This is a genomic window from Pseudonocardia sp. ICBG162, assembly GCF_020496225.1.
Taxonomy (GTDB): Bacteria; Actinomycetota; Actinomycetes; order Mycobacteriales; family Pseudonocardiaceae; genus Pseudonocardia; species Pseudonocardia alni.
In genome coordinates, this window is sequence record NZ_JAHLJD010000017.1 from 55,014 (window position 1) to 81,048 (window position 26,035).

26 protein-coding genes are annotated in these 26,035 nt (G+C 73.3%); 11 read left to right on the plus strand and 15 right to left on the minus strand.

From position 1 onward, the window contains the following. The first annotated feature begins 59 nt into the window (after window positions 1-59). The 3 genes from KPL60_RS14315 to KPL60_RS14325 all read left to right on the plus strand — a co-directional run bounded on the left by KPL60_RS14315 (window position 60) and on the right by KPL60_RS14325 (window position 2,055). The gene (locus KPL60_RS14315) at window positions 60-314 is read left to right on the plus strand and encodes a type B 50S ribosomal protein L31 (RefSeq protein ID WP_226357659.1); all 255 of its coding nucleotides are present in this window, start codon (window positions 60-62) and stop codon (window positions 312-314) included. Window positions 315-409: 95 nt separating this feature from the next. Then, window positions 410-1,564, plus strand: a complete 1,155-nt coding sequence (locus KPL60_RS14320) for an IS701 family transposase (protein ID WP_374228582.1) — start codon at window positions 410-412, stop codon at window positions 1,562-1,564. 188 nt (window positions 1,565-1,752) lie between these two features. Continuing rightward, window positions 1,753-2,055, plus strand: a complete 303-nt coding sequence (locus KPL60_RS14325; protein ID WP_226357660.1) for a hypothetical protein — start codon at window positions 1,753-1,755, stop codon at window positions 2,053-2,055. Between the two features lie 65 nt (window positions 2,056-2,120). Here KPL60_RS14325 and KPL60_RS14330 read toward each other — a convergent pair whose 3' ends face one another. Next, window positions 2,121-3,464, minus strand: a complete 1,344-nt coding sequence (locus KPL60_RS14330) for an FAD-dependent oxidoreductase (RefSeq protein WP_226357661.1) — start codon at window positions 3,462-3,464, stop codon at window positions 2,121-2,123. A 56-nt stretch (window positions 3,465-3,520) separates the two neighbouring features. After that, window positions 3,521-4,396 carry a metallophosphoesterase gene (locus tag KPL60_RS14335; protein WP_226366138.1) on the minus strand — a complete coding sequence of 292 codons (876 nt, stop codon included), beginning with the start codon at window positions 4,394-4,396 and terminating at the stop codon, window positions 3,521-3,523. Between the two features lie 161 nt (window positions 4,397-4,557). Here KPL60_RS14335 and KPL60_RS14340 point away from each other — a divergent pair, with 161 nt between their 5' ends. Further along, on the plus strand, window positions 4,558-5,859 hold the full coding sequence (locus tag KPL60_RS14340; protein WP_226366139.1) for a cytochrome P450: 1,302 nt from the start codon (window positions 4,558-4,560) through the stop codon (window positions 5,857-5,859). Window positions 5,860-5,861: 2 nt separating this feature from the next. On the opposite strand, the gene KPL60_RS14345 is transcribed toward KPL60_RS14340, so the two are convergent. Both KPL60_RS14345 and KPL60_RS14350 read right to left on the minus strand, forming a co-directional pair. Further along, window positions 5,862-6,347: a DUF6069 family protein gene (locus tag KPL60_RS14345; RefSeq protein WP_062395952.1), complete on the minus strand. Its 486-nt coding sequence runs from the start codon at window positions 6,345-6,347 to the stop codon at window positions 5,862-5,864. A 103-nt stretch (window positions 6,348-6,450) separates the two neighbouring features. Beyond that, entirely contained in the window at window positions 6,451-7,524 is a 1,074-nt protein-coding gene (locus tag KPL60_RS14350; protein ID WP_226366140.1) for a phosphotransferase family protein, read from the minus strand. Window positions 7,525-7,665: 141 nt separating this feature from the next. On the opposite strand from KPL60_RS14350, the gene KPL60_RS14355 reads away from it, so the two are divergent. Next, the gene (locus KPL60_RS14355; RefSeq protein ID WP_226357665.1) at window positions 7,666-8,142 is read left to right on the plus strand and encodes an SRPBCC family protein; all 477 of its coding nucleotides are present in this window, start codon (window positions 7,666-7,668) and stop codon (window positions 8,140-8,142) included. A 30-nt stretch (window positions 8,143-8,172) separates the two neighbouring features. Here the strand turns inward: KPL60_RS14355 and KPL60_RS14360 are convergent, their stop codons facing one another. The 3 genes from KPL60_RS14360 to KPL60_RS14370 form a co-directional block, all read right to left on the minus strand. After that, window positions 8,173-8,655, minus strand: coding sequence for a DUF3037 domain-containing protein (locus KPL60_RS14360; RefSeq protein WP_226357666.1), 483 nt, complete (start codon window positions 8,653-8,655; stop codon window positions 8,173-8,175). Beyond that, window positions 8,652-9,533 (minus strand): HipA family kinase, encoded by an 882-nt coding sequence (locus KPL60_RS14365; RefSeq protein ID WP_226357667.1) that lies wholly within the window; start codon window positions 9,531-9,533, stop codon window positions 8,652-8,654. Before KPL60_RS14365 ends, KPL60_RS14360 begins: the two co-directional genes overlap by 4 nt. Before the next feature lie 144 nt (window positions 9,534-9,677). Beyond that, complete coding sequence (locus tag KPL60_RS14370) at window positions 9,678-10,145, minus strand: DoxX family protein (RefSeq protein ID WP_226366141.1); 468 nt, start codon at window positions 10,143-10,145, stop codon at window positions 9,678-9,680. A 473-nt stretch (window positions 10,146-10,618) separates the two neighbouring features. On the opposite strand from KPL60_RS14370, the gene pgi reads away from it, so the two are divergent. Both pgi and KPL60_RS34670 read left to right on the plus strand, forming a co-directional pair. Then, entirely contained in the window at window positions 10,619-12,289 is a 1,671-nt protein-coding gene (gene pgi, locus KPL60_RS14375; protein WP_374228675.1) for a glucose-6-phosphate isomerase, read from the plus strand. A gap of 47 nt (window positions 12,290-12,336) precedes the next feature. Continuing rightward, entirely contained in the window at window positions 12,337-13,008 is a 672-nt protein-coding gene (locus tag KPL60_RS34670; RefSeq protein WP_226366143.1) for a phosphatase PAP2 family protein, read from the plus strand. Window positions 13,009-13,073: 65 nt separating this feature from the next. On the opposite strand, the gene KPL60_RS14385 is transcribed toward KPL60_RS34670, so the two are convergent. Both KPL60_RS14385 and KPL60_RS14390 read right to left on the minus strand, forming a co-directional pair. Next, the gene (locus KPL60_RS14385) at window positions 13,074-13,613 is read right to left on the minus strand and encodes a hypothetical protein (RefSeq protein ID WP_226366144.1); all 540 of its coding nucleotides are present in this window, start codon (window positions 13,611-13,613) and stop codon (window positions 13,074-13,076) included. A 24-nt stretch (window positions 13,614-13,637) separates the two neighbouring features. After that, the gene (locus tag KPL60_RS14390; RefSeq protein ID WP_226366145.1) at window positions 13,638-14,444 is read right to left on the minus strand and encodes an Fpg/Nei family DNA glycosylase; all 807 of its coding nucleotides are present in this window, start codon (window positions 14,442-14,444) and stop codon (window positions 13,638-13,640) included. Between the two features lie 77 nt (window positions 14,445-14,521). Between KPL60_RS14390 and KPL60_RS14395 the strand changes: the two genes are divergently transcribed. Next, entirely contained in the window at window positions 14,522-16,297 is a 1,776-nt protein-coding gene (locus KPL60_RS14395) for an NHL domain-containing thioredoxin family protein (RefSeq protein WP_226366146.1), read from the plus strand. Here the strand turns inward: KPL60_RS14395 and KPL60_RS14400 are convergent. Then, on the minus strand, window positions 16,294-16,932 hold the full coding sequence (locus KPL60_RS14400) for a response regulator transcription factor (RefSeq protein ID WP_226358027.1): 639 nt from the start codon (window positions 16,930-16,932) through the stop codon (window positions 16,294-16,296). The two genes, KPL60_RS14395 and KPL60_RS14400, sit on opposite strands and share 4 nt — an antisense overlap. 20 nt (window positions 16,933-16,952) lie before the next feature. Then, window positions 16,953-18,407 carry a sensor histidine kinase gene (locus KPL60_RS14405; RefSeq protein ID WP_226357673.1) on the minus strand — a complete coding sequence of 485 codons (1,455 nt, stop codon included), beginning with the start codon at window positions 18,405-18,407 and terminating at the stop codon, window positions 16,953-16,955. Window positions 18,408-18,546: 139 nt separating this feature from the next. On the opposite strand from KPL60_RS14405, the gene KPL60_RS14410 reads away from it, so the two are divergent. Then, window positions 18,547-19,704 carry an acyl-CoA dehydrogenase family protein gene (locus KPL60_RS14410; protein WP_226357674.1) on the plus strand — a complete coding sequence of 386 codons (1,158 nt, stop codon included), beginning with the start codon at window positions 18,547-18,549 and terminating at the stop codon, window positions 19,702-19,704. A gap of 36 nt (window positions 19,705-19,740) precedes the next feature. On the opposite strand, the gene KPL60_RS14415 is transcribed toward KPL60_RS14410, so the two are convergent. Then, window positions 19,741-20,313 carry a TetR family transcriptional regulator gene (locus KPL60_RS14415; RefSeq protein WP_226366147.1) on the minus strand — a complete coding sequence of 191 codons (573 nt, stop codon included), beginning with the start codon at window positions 20,311-20,313 and terminating at the stop codon, window positions 19,741-19,743. Window positions 20,314-20,409: 96 nt separating this feature from the next. Between KPL60_RS14415 and KPL60_RS14420 the strand changes: the two genes are divergently transcribed. Next, a complete protein-coding gene (locus KPL60_RS14420) occupies window positions 20,410-21,321 on the plus strand; it encodes an NAD-dependent epimerase/dehydratase family protein (RefSeq protein ID WP_226366148.1) in 912 nt (303 codons plus the stop codon). 63 nt (window positions 21,322-21,384) lie between these two features. On the opposite strand, the gene KPL60_RS14425 is transcribed toward KPL60_RS14420, so the two are convergent. Continuing rightward, window positions 21,385-21,783: a cytochrome c oxidase subunit 4 gene (locus KPL60_RS14425; RefSeq protein ID WP_062395961.1), complete on the minus strand. Its 399-nt coding sequence runs from the start codon at window positions 21,781-21,783 to the stop codon at window positions 21,385-21,387. Between the two features lie 16 nt (window positions 21,784-21,799). After that, a complete protein-coding gene (locus KPL60_RS14430; RefSeq protein WP_226357677.1) occupies window positions 21,800-22,750 on the minus strand; it encodes a cytochrome c oxidase subunit II in 951 nt (316 codons plus the stop codon). Window positions 22,751-23,044: 294 nt separating this feature from the next. On the opposite strand from KPL60_RS14430, the gene asnB reads away from it, so the two are divergent. Further along, window positions 23,045-24,991 carry an asparagine synthase (glutamine-hydrolyzing) gene (gene asnB / locus KPL60_RS14435; protein WP_043282739.1) on the plus strand — a complete coding sequence of 649 codons (1,947 nt, stop codon included), beginning with the start codon at window positions 23,045-23,047 and terminating at the stop codon, window positions 24,989-24,991. Window positions 24,992-25,058: 67 nt separating this feature from the next. On the opposite strand, the gene KPL60_RS14440 is transcribed toward asnB, so the two are convergent. Beyond that, entirely contained in the window at window positions 25,059-25,994 is a 936-nt protein-coding gene (locus KPL60_RS14440) for a carbohydrate kinase family protein (RefSeq protein ID WP_226366596.1), read from the minus strand. Between the last annotated feature and the right edge of the window lie 41 nt (window positions 25,995-26,035).

Here is a 26,035-nt window from a genome sequence, read left to right on the forward strand (position 1 = left end):
AAACAGTAATCGTTGTCGATTACAGTCGACGGTAACACCCGCGAAGCAGGAGGAACACCGTGAAGCCCGGCATCCACCCCCCGTACGGTCCGGTCGTCTACCGCGACACGTCCACCGGCGACGAGTTCCTGACCCGGTCGACCGAGACCTCGCGCGAGACGATCGAGTGGTCGGACGGGAACACCTATCCCCTGATCAAGGTGGACACGACCTCGGCGTCGCACCCGTTCTGGACGGGCAACGCCCGGGTGCTCGACGCCGCGGGCCAGGTCGAGAAGTTCCGCCGCCGCTTCGGGGAGCGCACGCGCGGCTAGTACTACAGTCGCGTTTATGTTGAGGGTGATCGGTGTGTTTCCGGTTCTGGTGTTCGTGACTGTGTTAACCCTTGGCGGTGGGTGACGATATTGGTGTGGCGGATGTGCGGGAGTGGGCGGCGGGTCTGGACGAGATCGCGCGGTTGATTGGGTCGCGGTTCGCGCGTTCGGAGCCGCGGGCGAACGCGGTCGCGTATGTGCGGGGGCTGCTCTCGGAGCGGGAGCGGAAGAACTCGTGGACGATCTCCGAGCAGGCCGGTCAGCCGGTGCCGGATCCGATGCAGCGGCTGCTGTCGACGACGGACTGGGATCCCGATGCAGTGCGGGACGATCTGCGCACGTATGTCGTTGCGCACCTGGGCGACCGGGCTGGGATCCTCGTCGTCGACGAGACCGGGTTCCTGAAGAAGGGAGACCGGTCGGCGGGTGTCGCGCGGCAATACACCGGCACGGCGGGTCGGATTGAGAACGCGCAGGTCGGTGTGTTCCTGACCTATGCGACGCCGCATGGGCGGACGTTCCTGGACGGGGAGCTGTATCTGCCGAAGGCGTGGACCGAGGATCGCCCCCGATGTGACCGTGCGGGGATCCCTGCTGATCGTGAGTTCCGCACCAAGCCCGAGCTGGCGGTCGAGATGATCGCCCGCGCGATCGACGGCGGGGTTCCGGCGTCGTGGGTGACCGGCGATGCCGTCTACGGACAGCACTACCGGCTCCGCAAGAGCCTCGAAGACCGTCAGATGAGCTACGTGCTCGCGATCCCCTCCAACCAGCGCGTGATCGCCAAGACCACCTCGTCGATCATCGGGAGCGAGTACCGGGCCGACGCGCTCATCGCAGGACTGCCGGCCACCGCGTGGCGCAGCAGGTCAGCCGGCGCCGGATCGAAGGGCGACCGTCGCTACGCGTGGGCGCGGGCGCGGATCAACGGGGAACGCGATCCCGACGCCGAGTACTGGCTGCTGGCCCGCCGCAGCCTGACTGCCCCCTCAGAGCTGGCGTACTACCTCTGCCACACGCCCAAGCGAGTCGCGCTCAGCGAGCTGGCCCGGGTCGCCGGCGCGCGGTGGGCGATCGAGGAGACCTTCCAGACCGCGAAAGGCCAGACCGGCCTCGATCATTACCAAGTCCGGCAATACACCGGCTGGTACCGGCACATCACTCTCTCCATGCTCGCGCACGCCTTCCTCACCGTGACACGGTCAAAAAGGGGGCTCTCCACGCCGACAGCGGCGAGCTCATCGCGCTGAGCCTGCCCGAGATCCGCCACCTCATCGCCACCCTCGCACTGGACACGATCGCCGACCCCGGCCACGTGCTGCGCCGCTCACGCTGGCGACGAAGACACCAACACACCGCCCAACAGCACCACTACCAACACCGCAGCCACAACCCATAAACGCGACTGTAGTACTAGGCCCGCGTAGCGTCGGGAGGCATGCGCCACCGCCGTCGCGAACGGGTCCAGGTCGTCACCGACCTGACCGAGCCGCTGACGGTCGAGCACGGTCGTCGCATCCGGATCCGGCTCGTCGCGATGGTGGTGTGGATCGCGGGCTGGATCGTCGCCGGCGCCCTGTGGCGCGACGGCTGGCTGGCCACCGCGATCCTGCTGACCAGCGGCCCGGGGCTGTGGATCCTGTGGTGGCTGTTCGTCCCGTCCCGGGAGCGGGGACGGCGCGAACCGGTCGGGCGCCGGGCCCCGCGGGCACTGCCCGCGCCGCGGGACCCGCGGGAGTGATCGGGTGGGCGGCCGCGGGGTTCCGCGACCACCCACCCCGGCATCCGGCGTCGTGGGCCGGAGGGTCATCCCGTCCTGCTGATCTCCACCATGTCCTCGCGCGGCACGACCTTCGTCCGCTCGCGGCCGCGTGCCTCGCCGAGGCCGCGCTCGTGCTTGTCGAGCGCGAGCCAGCCGGTCCAGGTCGTGTACGCCACGCCCCGGCGCTCCAGCAGCGCGTCGACCTCGGCCGGGTCGCGGCGGGGCGCCCGGGGCAGCTGCGGCGCGTCGACCAGCAGGCTCGCGACGGTCTCCGAGGCGCAGCCCTTGGTGTGCCCGATCAGCCCGACCGGGCCGCGCTTGATCCAGCCGACGGCGTAGACGCCGGGCAGTTCCTGACCGTCGATGTCGTGCACCCGCCCCTTGCGGTGCGGCAGCACGCCGCGCTCGTGGTCGAAGGGCAGCCCGGCCAGGTGCGAGCCGGTGTAGCCGATCGCCCGGTAGACCGCACCGACCGGGATGTCGGTGAACTCGCCGGTGTCGCGGACGTCGCCGTGGCCGGTGTACTCGGTGCGCTCGATCCGGATGCCCTCGACGCGGTCGGTGCCGAGGATCCGCTCGGGGCGCGAGAGGAAGTGCAGGTGCACCCGGCGGGGATCGCCGCGCCGGTCGCGCAGCGCCCACCCCTGCAGGGTCCGCACCACCATCTCGACGTGCTTGGCCGAGCGGACCTCGGCGGCGGCGACGTCGTCGAACTCGACGTCGGCCGGGTCGACGACCACCTCGACGCCCGGCACGTGGTCGAGCTCGCGCAGCTCCATCGGGCTGAACCGGGCGTGCGCGATCCCGCGGCGGGCGAACACGTGCACGTCGGTGGCCGGGTTGACCGCGAGCCCGGCGTGGACCGAGTCCGGGATCTCGGTGCCCGACAGGCCCTCGGCGGTGCTCGCCAGGATCCGGGCGACGTCCAGGGCCACGTTCCCGGCACCGATCACCGCGACCGACGACGCGTCGAGCGTCCAGTCCCGGGGCACGTCGGGGTGGCCGTCGTACCACTGCACGAAGCGGGCGGCGCCGTGGCTGCCCGGCAGGTCGACGCCGGGGACGTCGAGGTCCCGGTCCCGCTCGCAGCCGGTGGCCGCGATGACCGCGTCGTAGTGGTCGCGCAGGTCGGACAGGGTGATGTCGGTCCCGAAGTGGACGTTGCCGAACAGCCGCACGCCGGGGCGGTCCAGCACGCGGTGCAGGGCGTGCACGATCTGCTTGATCCGCGGGTGGTCCGGGGCGACGCCGTAGCGGACCAGCCCGAACGGGGCGGGCAGCTTCTCGAACAGGTCCACGGCGACGTCGGCATCGGACTTCAGCAGGGTGTCGGCGGCGTAGATGGCGGCCGGACCGGCGCCGATCACGGCGACGCGCAGCGCAGTCATCGTTCTCCTCGGGTGTCGACGGACCCCGAGGCTATAGCAAGGTAAGCCTTACCTAACTATGACGCGGGCAACACTGTGCGCGGCAACAGGTCCGGGAAGTGGCCGCCGACGCGCTCGGAGTGGCGTCGCCACTCCCGCGGGTAGCCCAGCGACACCTCGACGAACGGGACGCCGTCGACGGTGACCGTCCGCGGGATGTGCAGGTGGCCGTGCACGACCACCCGCGCCCGGTAGCGGCGGTGCCAGTCGGCCGTCGCCGTCGTGCCGCACCAGAGCGCGAACTCCGGGTACCAGAGGACGTCGCAGGGCTCGCGGACCAGGGGCCAGTGGTTGACCAGCACCGTCGGCAGGTCCGGGTCGAGCGCGTCGAGGCGGGCCGCCGTCGAGGCTACCCGGGCCGCGGACCACTCGGCCCGCGTGGCGTACGGGGCCGGATGGAGCAGGTACTCGTCGGTGCAGACGACACCGGCGGCGTAGGCCGCGGCCAGCCCCTCCTCCGACGTCGTGGTGCCGGCGGGCAGGAACGAGTAGTCGTAGGGCACGAACAGCGACGCGACGACGGCCGGTCCACCCGGGCCGTCCCACACCGGCCACGCGTCCTCCGGGGTCAGCACCCCGACATCCCGGCAGCGACGGACCAGCTCGTCGTAGCGGGCGACGCCGGCGAGCTGCTCGACCGCGTCGGCCCGGGCGTTCTTGGCGCGGGTCCAGAGCTCGTGGTTGCCCGGGGTCCACAGCACCTGCGTGAAACGCTCCCGCAGCACGGCGAGCGTGGCGACGACGCTCTCGATCCGCTCGTCGACGTCACCCGCGACGATCAGCCAGTCCCCCGGGTGTCCCGGGTGCAGCCCCGCGGCGATGTCGGCGTTCTCCGCGTGCCGCACGTGCAGGTCACTGACCGCGAGCAGGCGCGGCTCCCCGACGGCGGTCACCCGCCATTGGTACCCGGTGGGGTCCGGCCCACCGTCCGCCGGGGCCGGAAACGTACCTACCCGCGGTAACTTACTCCTGGTAGCTTCGGAACCGAGCTCGACGACGAGGCGGGGAGGCCGGGATGGCGGCATCGCGAGGAGTACGACGGTGGATCCGGTGGGTGCTGCGGCACGGGGCGATGCGGCGGGAGGTGACCCGTCAGGCGGCCAAGGGTGACCTGGGCGCGCACATGATCATCAACCCGGACGCGGTCCGGGACCCGTACCCGGCCTACGAGCAGATCCGTGGACAGGGCCGGATGGTGCGTTCCGCGCTGACCTGGACCACGGTCGACCACGAGATCACCACCGAGGTGCTGCGCAGCCCCGACTTCTGCGTCGGGCTGCGCATGCCGGAGAACGCGCCGGGCCTGCTGCGCGCGCTGCTCGCCGCGGGCGGGACCTGGCCGCTCGGGCCGGCCGAGCCGCCGTCGCTGCTGTCGATCGACCCGCCGGACCACAACCGGGTCCGCAAGCTGGTCACCCGCTCGTTCAGCGCCAAGGCGATCTCGTCGCTGCGCGGGCGCACCGAGGAGGTCGCCGCACAGCTGCTCGCCGACCTGGAGGCCCGCACCGGCGCCGACCGGCGGGCCGACGTCATCTCCGGCTACGCCTCACTGCTGCCCGCGACCGTCATCGTCGAGATGCTCGGGGCGCCGGTGGAGATGCGGGAGAAGTTCCTCGAGTGGGGCGAGGGCGGCGCCTACTCCCTCGACATGGGCCTGGACTACGCGACGTTCCGCCGCACCGAGCGCGACATCGATGCCCTCACCGACTGGATGACCGGGCACTTCGAGCGGCTGCGCCGCGAGCCCAACGACTCCATCCTGTCCTCGCTGGTCGCCGCCTACGACCAGGAGGAGGGCCGGCTCACCCACGACGAGCTGCTGTCGCTGGCGATGCTGCTGCTCGCCGCCGGGTTCGAGACGACGGTCAACCTCATCGGCAACGGCACCCGACTGCTGCTGACCCACCCCGACGAGCTCGCCCGGCTGCAGGCCGACCCGGCGCTGTGGCCGAACGCCGTCGACGAGGTCCTGCGCTACGACTCCCCCGTCCAGCGCACCGGGCGCGTCGCCGCGCGCGACACCGAGGTGTGCGGGTTCCCGGTCAAGCGGGGCGCGCTGGTGCTCACCCACCTCGGCGGCGCGAACCGCGACCCGGACGTGTTCCCCGACCCCGCCCGGTTCGACGTCGGGCGCGCGGGCGCGGACCGGCACGTGGCGTTCAGCCAGGGGATCCACTACTGCCTGGGTGCGGCGCTGGCGAAGATGGAGGGCGAGGTCGGGCTGCGGGCACTGTTCGACCGCTACCCCGACCTGCGCGCCGACGGCCCGGCCGAGCTGCGCGGGACCCGGGTGCTGCGCGGCTACCGGACGCTGCCGGTCCGCCTGGGCGACGCCCGGGTCCCCGTCGACGCCTGAGCTCAGGCCCGGTTGGTGGCGCTGGTGACCGTCGTCGTCACCAGGCTGATGATCGACATCCCGATCACGAGGTGGATCACCGCGGTGGCGATGCGGACGGTCCAGGGTTGCTCGGTGAGGATCAGCGGGGACACCGCGGCCAGCGCGGTGAGCAGCCCCGCGATCCAGCCGAAGTAGGACATCGGGCTCGGCACCGCGACCAGCAGCAGGTGCGCGAGCCCGGTGGCCGCCAGCCCGGCGACCGCCGCCCAGATCGCGAGGCTCTGCGCCGCGGCCCAGCCGTCGAGCGGCTCGGAGACGGCCGGGGCCAGGTACGGGATCTGCAGCAGGACCTGCAGGATCAGCAGCCCCACCAGGGCGATCAACGCGGCGATCACCGCCGTCGCCACACCGCCGGCCCACAGCCGACCGGGGTTCACCCCGCTGCGGGGACGCGGCCGGGCGGTCTCCCGGCTCATCTCTCGGGTGCGGTCGTCGGCCTCGGACATCGTCGTACTCCCCCGGTCGCGGACGGGCCGTGCGCGGCGTCGGTGTGGCGCGGCGCGACGGGGACCACCCGGGCCCGGGTGATCACCTGTGGTGGGCAGCAGACTACGCCCCGCGAGGACGCCCCGTCGGCCCGCGCCGCAACGCGGCGAGCGCGGCCTCCGCGTCGGCGACCACGCGCTCACGACGGCGCTCCAGGGCCTCCCCGGACTCGGCGTCCGAGCCCATGTTGCCCTGGGCGTAGCGCGTCCAGACCCCGGTCCCGATGCAGGCACAGCGCCAGTGCGCGAACGCCACCCAGTACGGCAGCTGGTCCAGCGCGCGCCCGGAGCGCTCGGCGTAGCGGGTGGCGACGAGGTCGCGGTCGGGCCAGCCGGGCGCCGCGGTCGGGCCGCTGGTGATCGCGGGCAGCGTGTCGCCCGGACGCTCCCAGGACGCCAGCAGCCACCCCAGGTCGGCCAGCGGCTCTCCCAGGGCCGCGAGCTCCCAGTCGAAGACGCCGGTGATCCGGCCGCCGCGGAACGACAGGTTCCCCGGCCGGAAGTCGCCGTGCGCGATCCGCGGCCCGCCGGCCGGCTCCGGCGGCATCGCCTCGACCAGCGCGGCGTGTGCGGCGTCGAGCGCGGCGAGGTCGGTGAACGCGCCCGCGTGCGCCTGCCGGTGCCAGCGGCGCAGCTGCCGTTCCAGGTAGCGGCCGGGCCGCTGCAGGTCGCCGAGCCCCACCTCGGCCGGGTCGACGGCGTGCAGCGCCGCGAGCACCTCGGCGGTGTCGAGACCATAGGCCCGCCGCTCCGGTTCCGGGACGGCCTCGCCCGCGGCACGGTCCCCCGGTACCACCCCGTCCACCCAGCCCATCAGGTAGAAGCCGGCGCCCAGCACCGCGGTGTCCGCGCACAGGGCGACCGGCTCCGGCACCGGGACCGCGGTGCCGGCCAGCGCGGTCAGGAAGCGCCACTCCCGGCCCATGTCGTGCGCGGTGGCGAGCACACCCCCGGTCGGCGGGCGGCGCAGCGCGTACGGCGTGCCGCGGGCGTCGGTGACCCGGAAGGTCAGGTTGGAGTGCCCGCCGGAGATCCGCTCCACGGCCACCGGGCCGTCGCCGAGCTCGACCTGCGGCACCTCGGCGGCCAGCCAGCGGGTCAGGGCGACCGGGTCCACCCCGTCGTGTGCGTCGGTCATCCCCCGATGCAACATGATCGCCCCCCGCGCCGACCACCCCCGTTTCGGGCGCGACGATTGCGGGCACCTCTCCCCTGATCATGACCGGTCGCGTCCGGCGCACCCCGGCGCCGTCGACGACGACCGGTGGGAGAGGAACCCGTGAGCGACCAGATCACCGTCACCCGCACCGTGTCCGCCACCCCGCAGCAGCTGTTCGCGCTGCTGTCGACCCCCACCCGGCACCAGGAGATCGACGGCGCCGACATGCTGCGGGGCGTCGAGGGCTCGACGGAGATCAGCGGTGTCGGCGACGAGTTCGTGATGAACATGCACAACGGCGACCTCGGCGACTACCAGATGAAGAACACCGTCACGTCCTTCGAGAAGGACCGCGTGATCGGCTGGGCGCCGTCGCTGCACCCGATCGACGCGAAGAAGGACACGATCGGCGACGTCCGCGCCGAGGGCCACACCTACACCTGGCACCTCGCGCCCGAGGGCGACGGCACGACGGTCACCCAGGTCTACGACTGGAGCGGCGTGCAGGACCAGGACTTCCGCGGCTTCTTCCCGATGCTCAGCGAGGACCAGCTCGCGGACTCGATCGAGAAGGCCGGACGGGCCGCCTCCTCCTGAGACCGTCCACACCCGACGGCGCCGCACCGGTCACCGGGCGGCGCCGTCGTGCGTTCCGGGGGCACCGGCCGGAGCCGTGTCCTGCGACAGCGGCAGCACGAGCCGGGCCAGCAGCCGTTCGGCCTCCGCGGCCGGGTCCGCGGTGAGTCCGGTGTGGACCGGGCCGGGGCACACGATGGTGCTGCGCGCGGTGGTGAGACGCCGGAAGCGGCGTCCGATGTCCTCCCCCGCGCCGGGCCCGCGGGCGGCCAGCGCGCCGGTGGCGTGCCGGTCCGAGCGCGGCGGCTCGGGCACCGCGGCCACCGCGGCCACGGTCGCCAGCAGCTCGTCGACGGCGTCGGCGTCGGCGGCCGGGTCGAGCGCGGCCAGCCGGGCGCGGTCGAGGTGGACCCGCACCGCGAGGACGTCGCGGGCCCGGCAGTGCAGCAGCACCCCGGCGTTCATCGACTCCCCGCGCTCCACCCGCGGCACGACCCGCAGCAGCGCATACTCGTAGGCGACGAGGCCGCTCACCGGCCCTCACCGCCGCCGACTCCGCCGATCCGCAGCCAGGGCGGACGGCGTGGGGCACGGTCGACCGGCCGCGGCCTGCCCGCCGCCACCGTCGCGGCGACGCCCGGCAGCCAGTCCCCGCGCGCCGCGACCCGGGCCGCGAGCGCCTGCACGTAGGCGGCGCGCACGGCGTCGGGGGCCCCGACGCCGTCGACGTCGGCGATCCACTCGTCGGGGACCAGCGCCAGCACCCCCTCGAGCAGGTCCGGGGTGACCAGCGGGGCGAGTGCGGTGTCCGCGGCGTCGAGGTCGGGGTGGGCGCCGAGCAGCACGTGGTCACCGGCGTCGAACGGGCGGTGGGCGAACCGCGGCGCGGCCGACCAGTCGTGGGCGAAGGTGAGCGTCGCGCCGTGGTCGATCAGGTAGGGCCTGCGGTGCCAGAGCAGCATGTTCGAGTTGCGCCAGGAACGGTCGACGTTGCCGACGAGCGCGTCGAACCAGAGCACCCGGCCGGCGAACCCGGGCCCGACGTCGAACGCGACCGGGTCCAGGTCGAGCGCGCCGGGCAGGAAGTCGACGGCCAGGTTGAGCCCGTCGGAGTTCCGGAGCAGCTCCTGGACCTCCTCGTCGGGCTCGGTGCGCCCGAGCGTCCCGTCGACGACGATCGTCGCGATCCGCGGGACGGGCAGACCCAGCGCGCGGGCGAGCTCCCCGGAGACGATCTCGTTGACCAGCACCGGGCGGCCCTGCCCGGCGCCGGTGAACTTGACCGCGTAGGTGCCGAGGTCGTCGGCCTCCATCAGCCCGGGAAGCGACCCGCCCTCGCGCAGCGGGGTCACGTACCGGATCGCGGTCAGCCGGGGCAGCGCCCGCCCCTCGGTCGTCCGCTCGTGGCTCACCCGCGGAGGTTAGCGCCGGACACGGATGAGGCCCGCACCCCGTGGCGTCGGGGTGCGGGCCGTGGTCGCGCCCGCGGGCGGGCCGGGAGGAGGGTCACCGGCCCGCCCGGCTTCGGGGCGCGCGGGCGGGCCGGGAGGTACGGGTCAGACCGAGACGGTCTGGCGCGGGATCGCCTGGGTCTGCTCCATGCGGCGGGCCGCCTGGCGGGACAGGAGCTCGTCGACGCTGAACCGGCCCGGGCCGGTGGACATCAGGATCAGCGTGGCGCAGATGATCGTGCCGACGAGCGCCCAGCCGTTGTCGGCCATGAACAGGCCGTTCTTGCCGTGGACGAACCAGATCGCGCCGGCCATCACGAAGGTCATCATCGCGCCGGGCAGGACCATGCGGACGCCGAGGGCGACCGAGAGGGGGAACACGAGCTCGACCACGATCGTGAACGAGGCCGCGCCGATGGCCAGCGGGATGCCGAACTTCGCGAACACGGCGGCGGTGTCGAAGAGACCGGCGTCGATCTTCTTCCACGAGTGCATGACCATGATGTAGGCCAGCAGCAGGCGGGCGACGAGCAGCGCGACGTCGCGCGGGGTTCCGGTCAGGGAGCGGTACACGGTTCCTCCAGGTACGAGATGGTCACCGCGGGTGAGCTCGTCACCACGGAATGCACAAGACCCTAGAGGCACGAACGCGCTACGCCGCCCGGATCAGCCACACTGCGCGACGAGACGGCCGCAGCACGCGACGAGATGTACGCCACCGCGTGTCACCCGACCGGGGGTCGCTGTGGCCGGTGGCCCACACGGCACGACCGGTCGAGCGGTCGCCCCGATCCCGCGTCGTCGCAGGTCGCGGGCACACAGCGTGTCCCTGCCGGAGCGGGCATCACCCGGACGTCGCAGTGACCGGCGACGCACCCGCCACAGGATCACCGACGGTCGGGGCGGGGTGCAGCCCGGCGATCCGGACAGGCCGCTCGTCCCGCACGAACCTGCGCGCGACGGGCGGTACGCCCGAGCGGCCCAGTGACGCGCCGCCGGGTCGCGCCGTCGCGCTCGGACCCCCGCGCTGCGCAATGATGGCCGTCGTGTCCGACACGAACAGCCACGACATCACGGCGACCACGGAATGGACGGCGCTGACCGAGCACGCGGCGGAGGTCGAGCCGCGGCACCTGCGGTCGCTGTTCGACGACGACCCCGATCGCGCCGGCGCGCTCACCGCCACCGGGGCCGACCTGGTGCTCGACTACTCCAAGCACCGCATCACCCGCGAGACCGTCGGGTTGCTGACGGACCTGGCGCGGGCCGCCGGCCTGCCCGCCCGCACCGAGGCGATGTTCACCGGTGAGCACGTGAACACCTCCGAGGACCGGGCCGTCCTGCACACGGCGCTGCGGCTGCCGCGCGACGCGTCGCTCACCGTCGACGGCCAGGACGTCGTCGCCGACGTGCACGCCGTCCTGGATCGGATGGGCGAGTTCACCGACGCCGTGCGCTCCGGGGCGTGGACCGGGTCCACCGGGGAGCGGATCCGCACGGTGGTCAACATCGGAATCGGCGGCTCCGACCTGGGCCCGGTCATGGCCTACGAGGCGCTGCGCGACTACGCCCAGCGCGACCTCGAGTGCCGGTTCGTGTCCAACATCGACCCGACCGACCTGTACGAGAAGACCCGCGACCTCGCCCCGGCGACCACGCTGTTCGTCGTCTCGTCGAAGACGTTCACCACGCAGGAGACGCTGACCAACGCCCGCAACGCGCGGTCCTGGCTGCTGTCCGGGCTCGGGACCGACGACACCGGGGCCGTCGCGAAGCACTTCGCCGCGGTCTCCACGAACGCGGAGAAGGTGTCGGAGTTCGGCATCTCCACCGACAACATGTTCGGGTTCTGGGACTGGGTCGGCGGCCGCTACTCGCTGGACTCGGCGATCGGGCTGTCGCTGATGTGCGCGATCGGCCGCGAGCACTTCGCGGAGTTCCTCGCCGGCATGCACGCCATGGACGAGCACTTCCGGCGCACCCCGCTCGAGCAGAACCTGCCGGTGATCTCCGGGCTGCTCGGCGTCTGGTACGCGAACTTCTTCGGCGCCGACACCCGTGCGGTGCTGCCGTACTCCCAGTACCTGCACCGGCTGCCCGCCTACCTGCAGCAGCTGACCATGGAGTCCAACGGCAAGTCCGTGCGCGGCGACGGCACCCCGGTCACCACGACCACCGGCGAGATCTTCTGGGGCGAGCCGGGCACCAACGGCCAGCACGCGTTCTACCAGCTGCTGCACCAGGGCACCCGCCTCGTGCCGTGCGACTTCATCGGTTTCGCCCGCCCGCACCACGACCTGCCCGGCGAGGACGCGGCCGACTCCCACGACCTGTTCATGGCGAACCTGTTCGCCCAGTCCGCGGCGCTGGCGTTCGGCAAGACCGCCGCGGAGATCGAGGCCGAGGGCACTCCGGCCGACGTCGTGCCGCACAAGGTGATGCCGGGCAACCGGCCGTCGTCGACGATCCTGGCCGAGAAGCTGACCCCGTCGGTGCTCGGGCAGATCATCGCCTTCTACGAGCACGTCACCTTCGTCGAGGGCACGATCTGGGGCATCGACTCCTTCGACCAGTGGGGCGTCGAGCTCGGCAAGGTCATGGCCAAGCAGTTCGGCCCCGCGCTCCACGGCCCGAACCCGCCGGACGCCGCCGAGGCCGGTCTCGACGCGTCCACCGCCGCGCTGATCGGCCGCTACCGCGCCTGGCGCGGCCGCTGACGCACCTCTCCCGGCGGGCCGTCGTCCCGCCGGGAGAGAATCGGCCGGTGAACGATCCACGGTCGGCCCCGCTGCGGGCCCGCGTCACCGGTCCGGTCGCAGCGGTGCTGCTCGTCCTCGCGGCGGCGCTGCTCGCGCTGGCCGCGACCGGGGTGCTGCAGACCGCGGACACCGCGACCGCGGTCGGGCTGGCCGCGGACCGGGTCCCGGGCGTCACCGTGGTGGCGCTGATCGTCACCGAGATCGGCAACACCGTCGGGAGCACCGCGGTCGGGCTCGTCGGGGGCGCGGTGCTCGCGCTCCGGGGCCGGGCCGCCGCCGGTCTGTGCCTGGCCGCGACGCCGCCCGTCGCCAGCGTGGTGTTCACCGTGCTCAAGCAGCTCATCGACCGGCCGCGGCCGCCCGCGGAGCTGCAGGTCACGTTCATCGCGAACGAGTCGCTGCCGTCCGGGCACGCGACGATGGTCGCCGCCGCGTGGACCGCGCTGGTGCTGGCGCTGTGGCCGGTCCTGCGCTCCCGGGGGCGGACGCTGCTCACCGCGTTCGCCGTGCTGTGGGCGGGTGCCGTCGGGTTCAGCCGCCTCTACCTGGGCGTGCACTGGCTCTCCGACGTGCTCGCCGGGTGGACGCTGGGCGCGGCGCTCGCGTTCACCGGGGTGACGGTGCTGTCGCTGGTGCTCGCAAGGCGGACCCGGCGACCCGACACCGCCGCGGCCTGACCCGGCCGGGCCCCGTCCGGGCGCCGGTCAGCCCGCGGGGTCCCCGTCCGGCGTCCCGGCGCCGGTCAGGTCGCCGGTGATGCGCGTGGCCCGCTCCCCCGCCGCGGCGAGGGTGCGGGCGTGGTCGTGCCAGGCACCGATGTCGTCGGCAGCCACGCCGCGCGCAGTGCCTCGGTCGCCGTCGTCCACTGCCGCAGCAGCGCGACCCCCTCCGCGGCACCGCCTGCCCTCCGGTGGGTGCGCAGCGCACCGGTCATCGCGAGCACGGCACGCATCGCGGTCGCGACCTTCCCGGTGATCTCGATCGGCACCGGGAGCCCCGCCGTGGCGTGCGCGACGGCGGCGGCGCGGGTCAGCAGCAGCACCGCGGCCACGACCCCGACCAGCACGACGACGGCCGCCACCCAATACGCCGTCCCCGCCACTGGGGTGAACGCGAGCACCAGCACGACGAGCAGCAGCACCGGGACGCCCCACCGGGCACCGCGGGCGGTCCGCACCAGGGTATGGGCGCGGCGCTGGGCCGCGGGGTCGGGTGGGGTGTCGTCGGCGCGCACGAGGCCGCGGTCGAGGTAGAGCAGAGCGGTGTCGGACGCGTCCGGCATGGGGTGATTGTGCACGGCCCCCGGTCAGACCTGCTCCTGTGGGCACCACCAGGTCGACCGCCCGCCGACGGTCCCGTGCACCATCTCCGCGCCGCAGCGCGGGCAGTGCCCGCCCGGGTGCCGGTGCTCGATGACCTCACCGGTGTGCACGCCACCGTTCGCGATGGCCCGCTCCAGCGCGCGGTCGAGGTTGCGGTGCAGCCGGTCCAGGTCGGTGCGGGTCAGGTCACGCACCGGGACCTTCGGCGAGATCCGCGCCTGCCACAGCGTCTCGTCGGCCAGCAGGTTCCCGACGCCGGCCAGCACGGACTGGTCGAGCAGCCGGGCCTTCACCGCCGACGTGCCGCGCAGCAGCCGGTCGCGGAACTCGGCCGGCTTCATGCCCTCCGCGTCGGGGCCGAGACCGGACAGGTCGGGGTCGAGCCGGACCCGGCCGAGACGGCGCTTGTCGAACAGCCGGAACTGCCCGCCGTCGTCGAAGGTCATGGTGAACCGGTCCCACTCGGCCTTGCGCGGCTGCCGGTCGGGGCGGGCGGGGCCGCCGCCGATGCGCTCTCCGTCGGAGTTGGTGACGACGATCCGTCCGCCCATCCCGAGGTGCACGCCGAGCGCGGGCCCGGCCTCGCCGTCGGTGGTCTCGGTGTCGCACCACATGGTCTTGCCGATCCGGTTCGCCCGGGTGAGCCGCCCGCCCTTCAGCGCCGAGGCGATGTCACCGGGCCGGTGCGGGCGGCAGACCCAGTCGTCGCGGTCGTCGACGGCGGTGATCGTGCGGCCGACGGCCTCGGCGAGGACCGTGCGTGCGTTCTCCACCTCGGGCAGCTCGGGCATGACGATCAGTGTGGCGTGGTCGGGGAACACCCGCGCGCCGGTCCGTCGTTGGGGCCGGTGTGATTGCTGGTGAACGGATGAAGGTGCGGGCGCCCGAGCTGCGCGGACGGCGGTGGCTCAACACCGGCGGCGAGGACGTGACCCTCGCCGGGCTGCGCGGGCGGATCGTGGTGCTCGACTTCTGGACGTTCTGCTGCGTCAACTGCCTGCACGCCCTCGACGAGCTGCGGCCCCTCGAAGCCGAGTTCGGTGACGTCCTGACGATCATCGGGGTGCACTCGCCGAAGTTCCTGCACGAGGCGGACCCGGCCGCGGTCGAGGCCGCCGTGGAGCGCTACGCCGTCACCCACCCCGTCCTCGACGACCCCGAGCTCACCACCTGGGACGCCTACGCCGCCCGCGCCTGGCCGACCCTGGCCGTCATCGACCCGGACGGGTTCGTCGTCGCCCGGATGGCGGGCGAGGGCCACGGCCCCGGGCTGGCCGCGCTGGTCCGGGAGCTGGTCGACACGCACGGAGACCGGCTGCGTCGCGGGGACGACCCGTACGTCCCGCCGCCCGCGCCGGGCACCGCGCTGCGGTTCCCCGGCAAGCTCGTCGCGCTGCCCGGCGGCACGTTCCTCGTCTCCGACACCGCCCACCACCAGCTCGTCGAGCTGGAGCCCGACCTGGAGACCGAGGTGCGCCGGATCGGGTCCGGGGAGCGCGGGCTCACCGACGGCGCGGCGGCGACGGCGCGGTTCTCCGAGCCGCAGGGGCTGCTGGTCCTCCCCTCCGGCGACGCCGTGCTGGTCGCCGACACCGTCAACCACGCGGTCCGGCGGGTCGACCTGGCCGACGGCACCGTGTCCACCCTGGCCGGGACCGGCGGGCAGCTGCGCGAACGGGTCGCGGTCGGTGCCGCGTCGGCGCTGCTGTCCTCGCCGTGGGACCTGGCGTGGTGGGGCGGGACGGTCGTCGTCGCGATGGCGGGACCGCACCAGCTGTGGACCCTCGACCCCGCCACCGGCGAGGCCCGGGTGCTGGCCGGGACCACCAACGAGGGGCTGCGCGACGGCGCGTTCGACGAGGCGTTCTTCGCCCAGCCGTCCGGGCTGGCCGCCGGCCCCGACGGGACGCTGTGGGTCGCCGACTCCGAGATCTCCGCGCTGCGCCGGGTCGGCGACGGCCCCGGCGCCGCGGTCGCGACGGCCGTCGGGCAGGGGCTGTTCGAGTTCGGGCACCGCGACGGCCCGGCCGCGCAGGCGCTGCTGCAGCACCCGCTCGGGGTGACCGTGCTGCCCGACGGCTCGGTCGCCGTCGCCGACACCTACAACGGCGCCGTGCGCCGATTCGACCCGGCGACGAACCTGGTCTCGACGCTGGCCGAGGGGCTCGCCGAACCGTCGGACCTGCTCGTCGACGGAGAGACGCTGGTCGTCGTCGAGTCCGCGGCGCACCGGCTGGTACGGCTGCCCGTCCCGGCCGGGTCGCTGGTGTCCGGCGACGCCCACGTCGTCCGGCGGACCCCGACGGCCCTCGCCCCGGGCGTGGCGCTGCGGATCGGGTTCGCCCCGCCCACCGGGCAGCACCTCGACGACCGCTACGGCGACCCGACGTCGCTGACCGTGGCGGCCGACCCGCCGTCGCTGCTGCTGTCCGGCGGGGGCACCGCGACCGGGCTGACCCGCGAGCTGCGCCTGGACCCGGGCGTCGGCGCCGGGGTGCTGCAGGTCGCGGTGACCGCGGCGGCCTGCGACGACCCGTCGGACGGGTTCGCCGCCTGCCACCGCTACCAGCAGGACTGGGGCATCCCGGTGACCGTCGACGACGGCGGGCCCGCCGAGCTGGCGCTGGACCTGCGCTCGGTCTAGCCCAGCCAGGCCAGGACCGCCATCACGCGGCGGTGGTCGTCCGACGACGGCGGCAGCCCGAGCTTGGTGAAGATCGAGGAGATGTGCTTCTCCACCGCGCCCTGGGTGATCACCATGAGCCGCCCGATGGCGATGTTGGTGCGGCCCTGGGCCATGAGCTCCAGCACCTCGCGCTCGCGCGGGGACAGCTCGGCCAGGGGGTCGCGCCGGCGGCGCTTGGTGAGCAGCGCGGAGACGACCTCGGGGTCCAGCACGGTGCCGCCCGCGGCGACCCGGCCGAGCGCGTCGGAGAGGTCGGCGAGCTTGGACACGCGGTCCTTGAGCAGGTACCCGACCCCGCCGCCGGCCTCCAGCAGGTCGGTGGCGTAGGACTCCTCGACGTACTGGGACAGCACCAGGATCCCGACCGACGGGAACCGCCTGCGGATCTCCAGCGCGGCCCGCAGCCCCTCGTCGGTGAACGAGGGCGGCATCCGGACGTCGACGACGGCCACCTCGGGCTGGTGCTCCTCCACCGCGGCGACGAGCGCGGTGCCGTCCCCGACGGCGGCGAGCACCGTCGCGTCCGCCTCCTCCAGCAGCCGGACCAGGCCCTCGCGCAGCAGCACCGAGTCCTCGGCGAGGACCACCCGCATCGTCATGGACCCATCCTGGGTCACGCGTCCCCCAGGCCGGCGACCGGGACCTCCGCGGTCAGGACGGTCGGGCCACCGGGCGGGCTGTCGACCTCCAGGCGTCCCTCGACGATCTCCAGCCGGTCGGCGAGCCCGGCCAGGCCGTGGCCCTTGCCCGGGTGGGCGCCGCCGCGGCCGTCGTCGCGGACGCCGACCCGCAGCAGGGTCTCGTCGACGGTCACGGTGACCGTCACCGCGGTCGCGCCGGCGTGCTTGGCGATGTTGGTGAGTGCCTCGGTCACCACGAAGTACGCGGTGTTCTCGACCAGGGCGGGCAGCCGGGCGCCGTCGGCGAGACCGACGTCGAGGTCGACCGGGACCGGGCAGCGCCCCGCGGCCGCCCGCAGCGCCGGGCCGAGCCCGCGGTCGGCGAGGATCGGCGGCGCGATGCCCCGGGACAGCGCGCGCAGCTCCGAGAGCGCCTCGCGGCTCTGCTCCAGGGCCTCGTGCAGCAGCGGGCGGGCGCGCTCGGGGTCGTCGTCGAGGCGCCGGACGGCGGACTCCAGGTCCATGCCGAGCCGCACCAGGCGCTGCTGCGGCCCGTCGTGGATGTCGCGTTCGAGCCGGCGCAGGGTCTGCGCCTCGGCCGCGACGGCCGCCCGGCGGCCGGCGGCCAGCGCCAGTGCGCGGGCCCGCAGCGCGGCGGTCTGGTTGGTGAGCAGGCCGCGGGCGAGCAGCGCACGCATGTCGGTCAGCCAGCGCACGACCGTCGGCAGGGTCATCAGCAGCAGGACGCCGAGCCCGGTGTTGAGCGCGACGTCGCCGAGGGTGGAGTCGATGCCGGTGATCGAGCCGAACAGCGTCCAGTTGTTCGGCCCGCGCGGCAGCGACCACTGCCAGAACACGTAGAACAGCCCGCCCAGGCCGGTGACCGACCACACCAGCGCGACCGCCGCGGTCACCGTCCGCACCGGCAGCGCGGTGACGGCGTGCGCGACGTCGCGCCAGCTCTGCGGGTCGGCCAGGGCCCGGAACAGCCGCCCCATCAGCGAGCGCCCGCGGTTGGGCCGGTAGTGGTGCGGCGGGAGCGGGCCGCCGGTCGCGGCCTCGGTGGCCCGGCGCTCCAGCTCGGCGAACCCGCGCGCCGCGGCCAGCAGCCCGACGGTGATCGGCAGCCCGATCCAGATCACGAACGTCCCCGCGCCCAGCACCAGCCCGACCAGGACCACGACCCCGCTGACGACCGCCAGCGGCAGCCCGGTCAGCAGGTAGGCCATCTGGGCACCGAGCCGGGTGCGCCCCGGCCACGACGACGGCCAGCCCGGCGGGTGCGGGAGGTGCAGGCCCCCGTCGCGCAGCAGGTACTCGCGCAGCGCCCCGTTGCCCCAGCCCTCCAGCGCGCGGACCAGGTGCGGGTCCAGCGGGCTGCCGCCCGGCTCGTCGGGGGCGGGGCGGGGGCGGGTGGCGACGTCGCGGTCGGCCGGCTCCTCGGACATGCGGTCCTCCTGCTCGGCGCGGCACGGGTGCACCCCGAGGATAGGCGGTGACGAACACCCCGCCGGGGTCGCGTGGGACGGGGGCGACATGGTGAGCTACCCCTCGGTAACAGACGCGACGACGCGAGAAGGTGTGCCCGTGGACCCCGCCGACCTCATCGACGTCCTGGACTCCGTCCGTGACTTCATCCGCACCGAGGTGGTGCCGCAGGAGGAGCGGATCGACGCCGAGGACGCCGTCCCCGAGCGCATCGTCGCCCAGTGCAAGGAGATGGGCCTCTACGGCTTCACCATCCCCGAGCAGTACGGCGGCCTCGGCCTGACCGCCTCGCAGGAGGTCCGGCTCGCGTTCGAGCTGGGCTGGACGACCCCCGCGCTGCGCTCGCTGTTCGGCACCAACAACGGCATCGCCGGGCACGTGCTGCTGGAGGGCGGCACCGAGGAGCAGAAGAAGCAGTGGCTGCCCCGGCTGGCCTCCGGCGAGGTCACCGCCTCGTTCGGACTGACCGAGGCCGACGCGGGCTCCGACCCCTCCTCGCTCACCACCCGGGCCGTCCGCGACGGCGACGGCTGGGTCCTCAACGGCTCCAAGCGCTACATCACCAACTCCCCCGTCGCCGACGTGATCATGGTGTTCGCACGGACCGACCCGGACGCCCCCGGCAACCGCGGCATCTCGACCTTCCTCGTCCCGAAGGGCACCCCCGGCCTGTCGGTCGGGCCGAAGGACCACAAGATGGGCCAGTTCGGCGCCTGGACCGCCGACGTGTACCTCGACGACGTCCGCGTCCCGTTCGAGAACGTCGTCGGCGGCGAGGAGGGCATCGACAAGGGTTTCCTCGTCGCCGCGAAGTGCCTCGCCCACGGCCGGCTGCACATCGGCGCGGTCTGCGTCGGGATGGCCGACCGGCTGGTCCACGAGACCGTCGAGTTCGCCAGGACCCGCGAGCAGGGCGGCAAGCCGATCGCCCGGTTCCAGCTGGTCCAGGGCCTGGTCGCGGACTCGGTGACCGACGCCCGCGCGGGCCGCGGCCTGGTCCTCGACGCCGCCCGCAGCTTCGACGACGGCACCGACATGGTCTCCGGGCCCGCCGCCGCGAAGTACTTCTGCTCGGAGATGGTGGGCCGGGTCGCCGACCGCGCGGTGCAGGTGCACGGCGGGGCGGGCTACATGCGCGGCGTCGCCGTCGAGCGGTTCTACCGCGACGCCCGGCTCTTCCGGATCTACGAGGGCACCAGCCAGATCCAGCAGGTCATCATCGCCCGCGACGCGCTCGGCCGCGCCGCCCGGGGCTGACCGCACCCCGGCGGTCCGGCCCGGCCGGACCGCCGGTCATCCCCCGGCGACCACGCCCCGCAGCGCGGCGGCCACCGTGCGGACCTCGGCCGCGAGGTCCCCCTCCTCCTCGGCGGAGACCCAGCGCGCGAACGCCGTGCGGAACACCGCCGCGCCCGCCTCGGCCGCCACGGTCGCCGCGGGGTCGGCCACACCGCGGGCGCGCAGACCGTCGGTGAGCACGCCCACGACGGACTCCATCTTCACCAGCTCCCGTTCGCGCAGCGACGCGTTCGCCGCGAGCACCCCCTGCCGGCGCCGCGCGAACGCCCACCGCCCCTCGAACGTGGCCGCGACGTGCTCGAGGGCACCGGTCAGCGCCCGTTCCGGCGGCAGGTCCGGGTCCGCCGCGGCCAGTCCCGCGGCGAACAACGACACGAACGACTCCCCGGAGTCGCCGCCGAACAGCACCTCGCGCTTGTCGGCGAAGTGCCGGAAGAAGGTCCGCTTGGTGACCCCGGCCCGGGACGCGATGTCCTCGACCGTCGTGCCGTCGAAGCCGTGCTCCTCGAACAGGTCCAGCGCCGCTCCGCGCAGCCGCCCGGCGGCGTCCGGCTCCCATCTGCCCATCCCCCGAGCCTACGTGACGACACCTGGTGTCATCGCGGTGTACAGTGATGGCACCAGATGACATCACTGGTCATCACGGTCACACGGAGGCACCTCATGCGCATCCTCGTCACCGGGGCGACGGGCTGGATCGGCTCCGCCCTCGTCCCCGAGCTCCTCGGCGCGGGCCACCGGGTCGTCGGGCTGGCCCGTTCCGACGCCGGCGCGACCGCCCTCGACACGGCAGGGGCCGAGGTCGTCCGCGGCGACCTGGACGACCTCGACCTGCTGTCGACCACGGCGTCGCAGGTCGACGGCGTCGTCCACCTCGCCTTCAAGCACGACCTGGCCTTCGGCGGCGACTTCCCGGCCGCGGTCGCGGCGGACCGCGCGGCCGTCGCGGCGCTGGCCGCGCCGCTGCGGGGCACCGACCGCCCGCTCGTCATCGCCTCCGGGCTCGCCGGGCACGGCTCCGGCGCCCCCGTCGACGAGGACGACCTGCCCGCCACCGACAGCCCCGCGGCAGGCCGGATGCTCACCGAGCGGGAGGTCCTCGACCTGGCGGCGGCGGGCGTGCGCTCGGCGAGCGCCCGGCTGGCGCCGACCGTGCACGGGGCGGGCGACACCGGCTTCGTGTCCGTGCTCGTCGAGACCGCGCGGCGGACCGGGGTCAGCGGCCACGTCGGCGACGGGGGCAACCACTGGCCCGCCGTGCACGTCGGCGACGCGGCCCGGCTGTTCCGGCTGGCCTGCGAATCCGCCCCGGCCGGCACGGTGCTGCACGCCGCGGGCGAGCAGGGCGTGACGATGCTCGAGATCGCCGGGGCGATCGGCCGCGGGCTGGGCGTGCCGGTGCGGGAGGTCCCGAGCGAGCACTTCGGCTGGCTGGGCACCTTCGCCGGGCTCGACGTCGTCGCCCGCAGCGACCGGACGCGCGCCCTGCTGGGCTGGCAGCCCGGCGGGCCCACGCTCGTCGAGGACATCGAGCGGCACTACGTCGGCACCCCCGCCGGGCACGCGAGCGCCTGAGCACCCCGGAACGACGAACGGCCCCACCCCCGGTAACGGGGATGGGGCCGGTTCGCGTGGTGGTCAGTGCGCGGCGGGACCGCGGTGGTACTCGAACACCAGGCCGCCGACGGCGATCAGCACCAGCGTCATGCCGATGACGATCATCCAGGCGTACCAGAAGGCCACACCCAGGGCGGCGAAGGCGGCCGCGGCGGCCAGGCCCAGCGGCCAGTAGCTGCCGGCGGAGAAGAAGCCCACCTCGCCGGCGCCGTCGGACACCTCGGCCTCGGGGTTGTCCTCGGGGCGCTCCTCGAGGCGGCGGGAGACGAACCGGAAGTACGTGCCGACGATCAGCGACAGACCCGCGGTCAGCCACAGCGCGGTCACGCCGACGACCTCACCGGCGATGAACATGTACGCCAGCGCGGCCAGGATGAAGAAGCCGGTGACGATCTCGAAGAGCCGGGACTCGATCTTCATGGGTGCGCGTCCTCCCTCAGCCCGTGACCTGCGCGGCCAGCTGGCCGCGGTCGGTCGAGAACGGCTGCGTGCTGATCGCCTCCGGCGCGCACCACTCGCCGCAGTTCAGCGCCTGCAGCGCCTCGCCGGTCGAGTAGGCCTGCCCGGTCTGCGGGTTGGTCTCCTTGCGGAGCTGGATGTACCGGTCGAACAGCGCGGGCTCCAGGGCACGCACCTCGAAGTTCATCTGCGAGTGGTACGTGCCGCACAGCTCGGCGCAGCGACCGACGAACGCGCCCTCACGGTCGATCCGGTCGATGATGTAGGTGTTGTCCTGCTCGTTCCGCTCCGGGAACGGGAAGACGTCGCGCTTGAAGAGGAACTCCGGCACGTAGAACGAGTGGATCACGTCGGGCGAGCGCTGCGTGAACTGGATCGACCGGTCGGTCGGGAGGACCATGATCGGGATCGTGTCGCTCGTCCCCAGCGTGCTCACCGGGCGTCCGCCCTGGCCGGCCTCGTCGGGGTAGGAGAACTCCCAGTTCCACTGGAACCCGACGATGTCGACCCGCAGGTCGGCCGGGCCACCCGCGGTCGGGTTCTCCTTGTCGATGTAGTTCTGCACGTTCACCGTGAAGCCGAAGAGCACGGCCACGATGACGGTCGGGATCGCCGTGAAGACGAGCTCGACCGGCAGGTTGTACTGCGTCTGGCGCGGCAGCGAGCCGTCGTCGTCCTTGCGCTTCCGGTGCAGGATCATCGCCCAGAACATGGCGCCCCAGGTGATGACACCGACGACCAGCGCCGCGATCGCGGACCAGGTCCACAGGTTGCGCATCGACTCGGCCTCGGGGGTCACCCCCTCGGGCCACCCGAACCGGATGACCTCCTGGACCGAGCAACCGGCCAGAGCCGGAGCCGCCAGCAGGCCGACCACGGCCACCTTCGCCGCCCGGGCGATCCGGGAGCGGCCTTCGGTTCGGGCCACTGCACGCCGCCTTCCTGTCGTCTCCTGCGTACGCCGCACTGCCAGCACGTTCTTCCTTGCTCCGCCGTCACGACACCGCGGTCGAAGGGGATCATGTGCCACCCGTATGGAGCACCTTCTTCGACCTCGCGTAGAGCCTAGACGAACCCCGGTCGGGCCGCGCCCCCCGGGGGTTCCCGGACAGGGCGTGAACGTCGTCACCGCCGCAGGGGAAACAGGCAGTCTCGCAGCGGGAAGACCGTTTCGCACCGGGGCGCGCGAGACCCGTCCGGCTGACTCGGCATACTGACCGGTGTGTGCGGACTGCTGGGATTGCTGACCGCCGGGGCGGACGCCGCGACCCGGGTCGACCCGATCGCCGACGGGCTGCGCTGTGCGCGGCACCGGGGACCCGACGAGAGCGAGACGTGGAACGACCACGACCTCGTCCTCGGGTTCAACCGGTTGTCGATCATCGACGTGGACCATTCCCACCAACCCCTGCACTGGGGGCCGGTGCCGGGCGAGGACACCCGCTACACCATCGTCTTCAACGGCGAGATCTACAACTACCTCGAGCTCCGTGAGGAGCTGATCGAGACCTACGACGCGGCGTTCGCCACCGACGGCGACGGCGAGGTCATCGTCGCGGCGTTCCACTACTGGGGCCCCGACGCCGTGCAGCGCCTGCGCGGCATGTTCGCCTTCGCCATCTGGGACGTCGTGGAGCGCGAGCTGTTCCTGGCCCGCGACCCGTTCGGTATCAAGCCGCTGTTCCTGGCCACCACCCCGGTCGGCACCGCGTTCGCCAGCGAGAAGAAGTCGCTGCTGTCGCTGGCCGGTGAGCTGGAGATCGGGCTGGACCTGGAGCCGGCCGCGCTGCAGCACTACCTGACCCTGCAGTACGTGCCCGAGCCGATGTCGCTGCACCGGATGATCTCGCGCGTCGAGTCCGGCACGCACGTCACCGTGCGCCCCGGCGAGGAGCCGCTGCACCAGCGCTACTTCGCGCCGAAGTTCATCTCGCTGCCCAGCCACGCCCCGGCCAGCGCCGAGGCGGAGGCGATCGTGCACGGCGAGATCGCCGACGTGCTGCGCGACTCGGTCGCCAAGCACATGCGGGCCGACGTGACCGTCGGTGCGTTCCTGTCCGGCGGGATCGACTCCACCGCGATCGCGGCGCTCGCCAAGGAGCACAACCCGAACCTGATCACCTTCACCACCGGGTTCGAGCGCGAGGGCTACTCCGAGGTCGACGTGGCCGCCGAGTCCGCTGCCGCGATCGGCGTGCGGCACGTGGTCCGCACCGTCAAGCCGGACGAGATGATGGAGGCCCTGCCGCTCATCATCTGGTACCTCGACGACCCGGTCGCCGACCCGGCGCTGGTCCCGCTGTGGTTCATCGCCCGCGAGGCCCGCCAGCACGTCAAGGTCGTGCTGTCCGGCGAGGGCGCCGACGAGCTGTTCGGCGGGTACTCGATCTACCGCGAGCCGCTGTCGCTGTCGCCGTTCGAGAAGGTCCCCGGCACGCTCAAGCCGCTCATGCGCCGGGCGTCGCGCAAGATGCCCGAGGGCATGCGGGGCAAGGACCTGCTGCGCCGCGGGTCGCTGTCGATGGAGCAGCGCTACTACGGCAACGCCCGCATCTTCCGCGACGACCAGCTCCACGAGGTCCTGCGCGGCTACGACCCGCGGGTGTCGCACCAGGACGTGACGGCGCCGCACTACTTCGCCAGCCACGACTGGGACCCGGTCGCCCGGATGCAGCACGTGGACCTGTTCACCTGGCTGCGCGGCGACATCCTGGTCAAGGCCGACAAGATGACGATGGCGCACTCGCTGGAGCTGCGGGTGCCGTTCCTCGACCCCGAGGTCTTCGACATCGCCTCGTCGCTGCCGCAGTCGCAGAAGATCACCCACGGCTCGAACGGCACCACGAAGTACGCGCTGCGCCGGGCCTGCGAGGGCATCATCCCGCCGCACGTGCTCAACCGGCCCAAGCTCGGCTTCCCGGTGCCGATCCGGCACTGGCTGCGCGACGAGATGTACGCCTGGGCGCGCGACATCCTGCAGAACTCCGGTGCCGGGCACCTGATCGACCTGCAGGCCGTGCACCGCATGCTCGACGCGCACCGCGAGGGCCCGGTCGACCACTCCCGCCGGATCTGGGCGGTGCTGGTCTTCCTGCTGTGGCACGGGATCTTCGTCGAGAAGCGGATCGTGCCCGAGGTCCCGACCCCGACCTACCCGGTCAAGATCTGAACGGTCCCCGCACGACGACGGGCCGGCACCCCCGCGGGGGTGCCGGCCCGTTCTCGTACGGCGGGGGTCAGCCGGGCAGGACGGCCCGGATCTCGTCGGCGGCGGTGTCACCGAAGGCGTCGCGCAGCCGGGTGAGGGCGGCGTCGCGGTCCCAGGTCCATTCCTGCGGGCCGTCGGACTCCAGGACGTAGGTCGCGATGAGCGCACCCAGCTGGGCCGAACGCTCCAGCGGCAGCCCCGCGCCGAGCGCGGTGAGGAACCCGGCGCGCCAGGCGTCGCCGACACCGGTCGGGTCGACCAGCTCGGTCGGCGGGACGACGTCGATCCGGGTCTCGGTGCCGTCGGCCTCGACGATCAGCGCGCCCTTCTCACCGAAGGTGGTGATCCGGGTTCCGACCTTGGCGCCGATCTCCTCGGCGGTCCAGCCGGTCTTCTTGAGCAGCAGCTCGAACTCGTAGTCGTTGGTCACCAGGTAGGTGGCGCCCTCGATGAGGCGCCGCACCTCGGGGCCCTCCATGCGGGCCAGCTGCTGGGACGGGTCGGCGAGGAACGCGTAGCCCTTCTCGCGGCACTCGTCGGTGTGGCGCAGCATGGCCTCGGGGTCGCTGGCGCCGATCAGCACCAGGTCGAACCCGCCGACGCGCTCGGCGATCGGGGCGAGCTCGATCTCCTTCGACTTGGCCATGGCGCCGGTGTAGAAGGACGCGATCTGGCGCATGTCGTCGTCGGTGGTGCAGACGAAGCGGGCGGTGTGGACGTCGTCGTGGGTGTGCACCCCGGAGGTGTCGACACCCAGGTCGTCGAGGACCTGCTTGTACTCGGCGAAGTCGGCACCGACGGCGCCGATCAACACCGGGTTCTGGCCGAGCACACCGAGCGCGAAGGCGATGTTGCCGGCCACGCCGCCCCGGCGGACCGTCAGGTCGTCGACCAGGAAGCTGACCGAGATCCGGTCCAGCTGGTCGGCGAGGATCTGCTCGGAGAACTTCCCCGGGAAATGCATGAGGTTGTCGGAGGCGATCGACCCCGTCACGGCAATAGGCA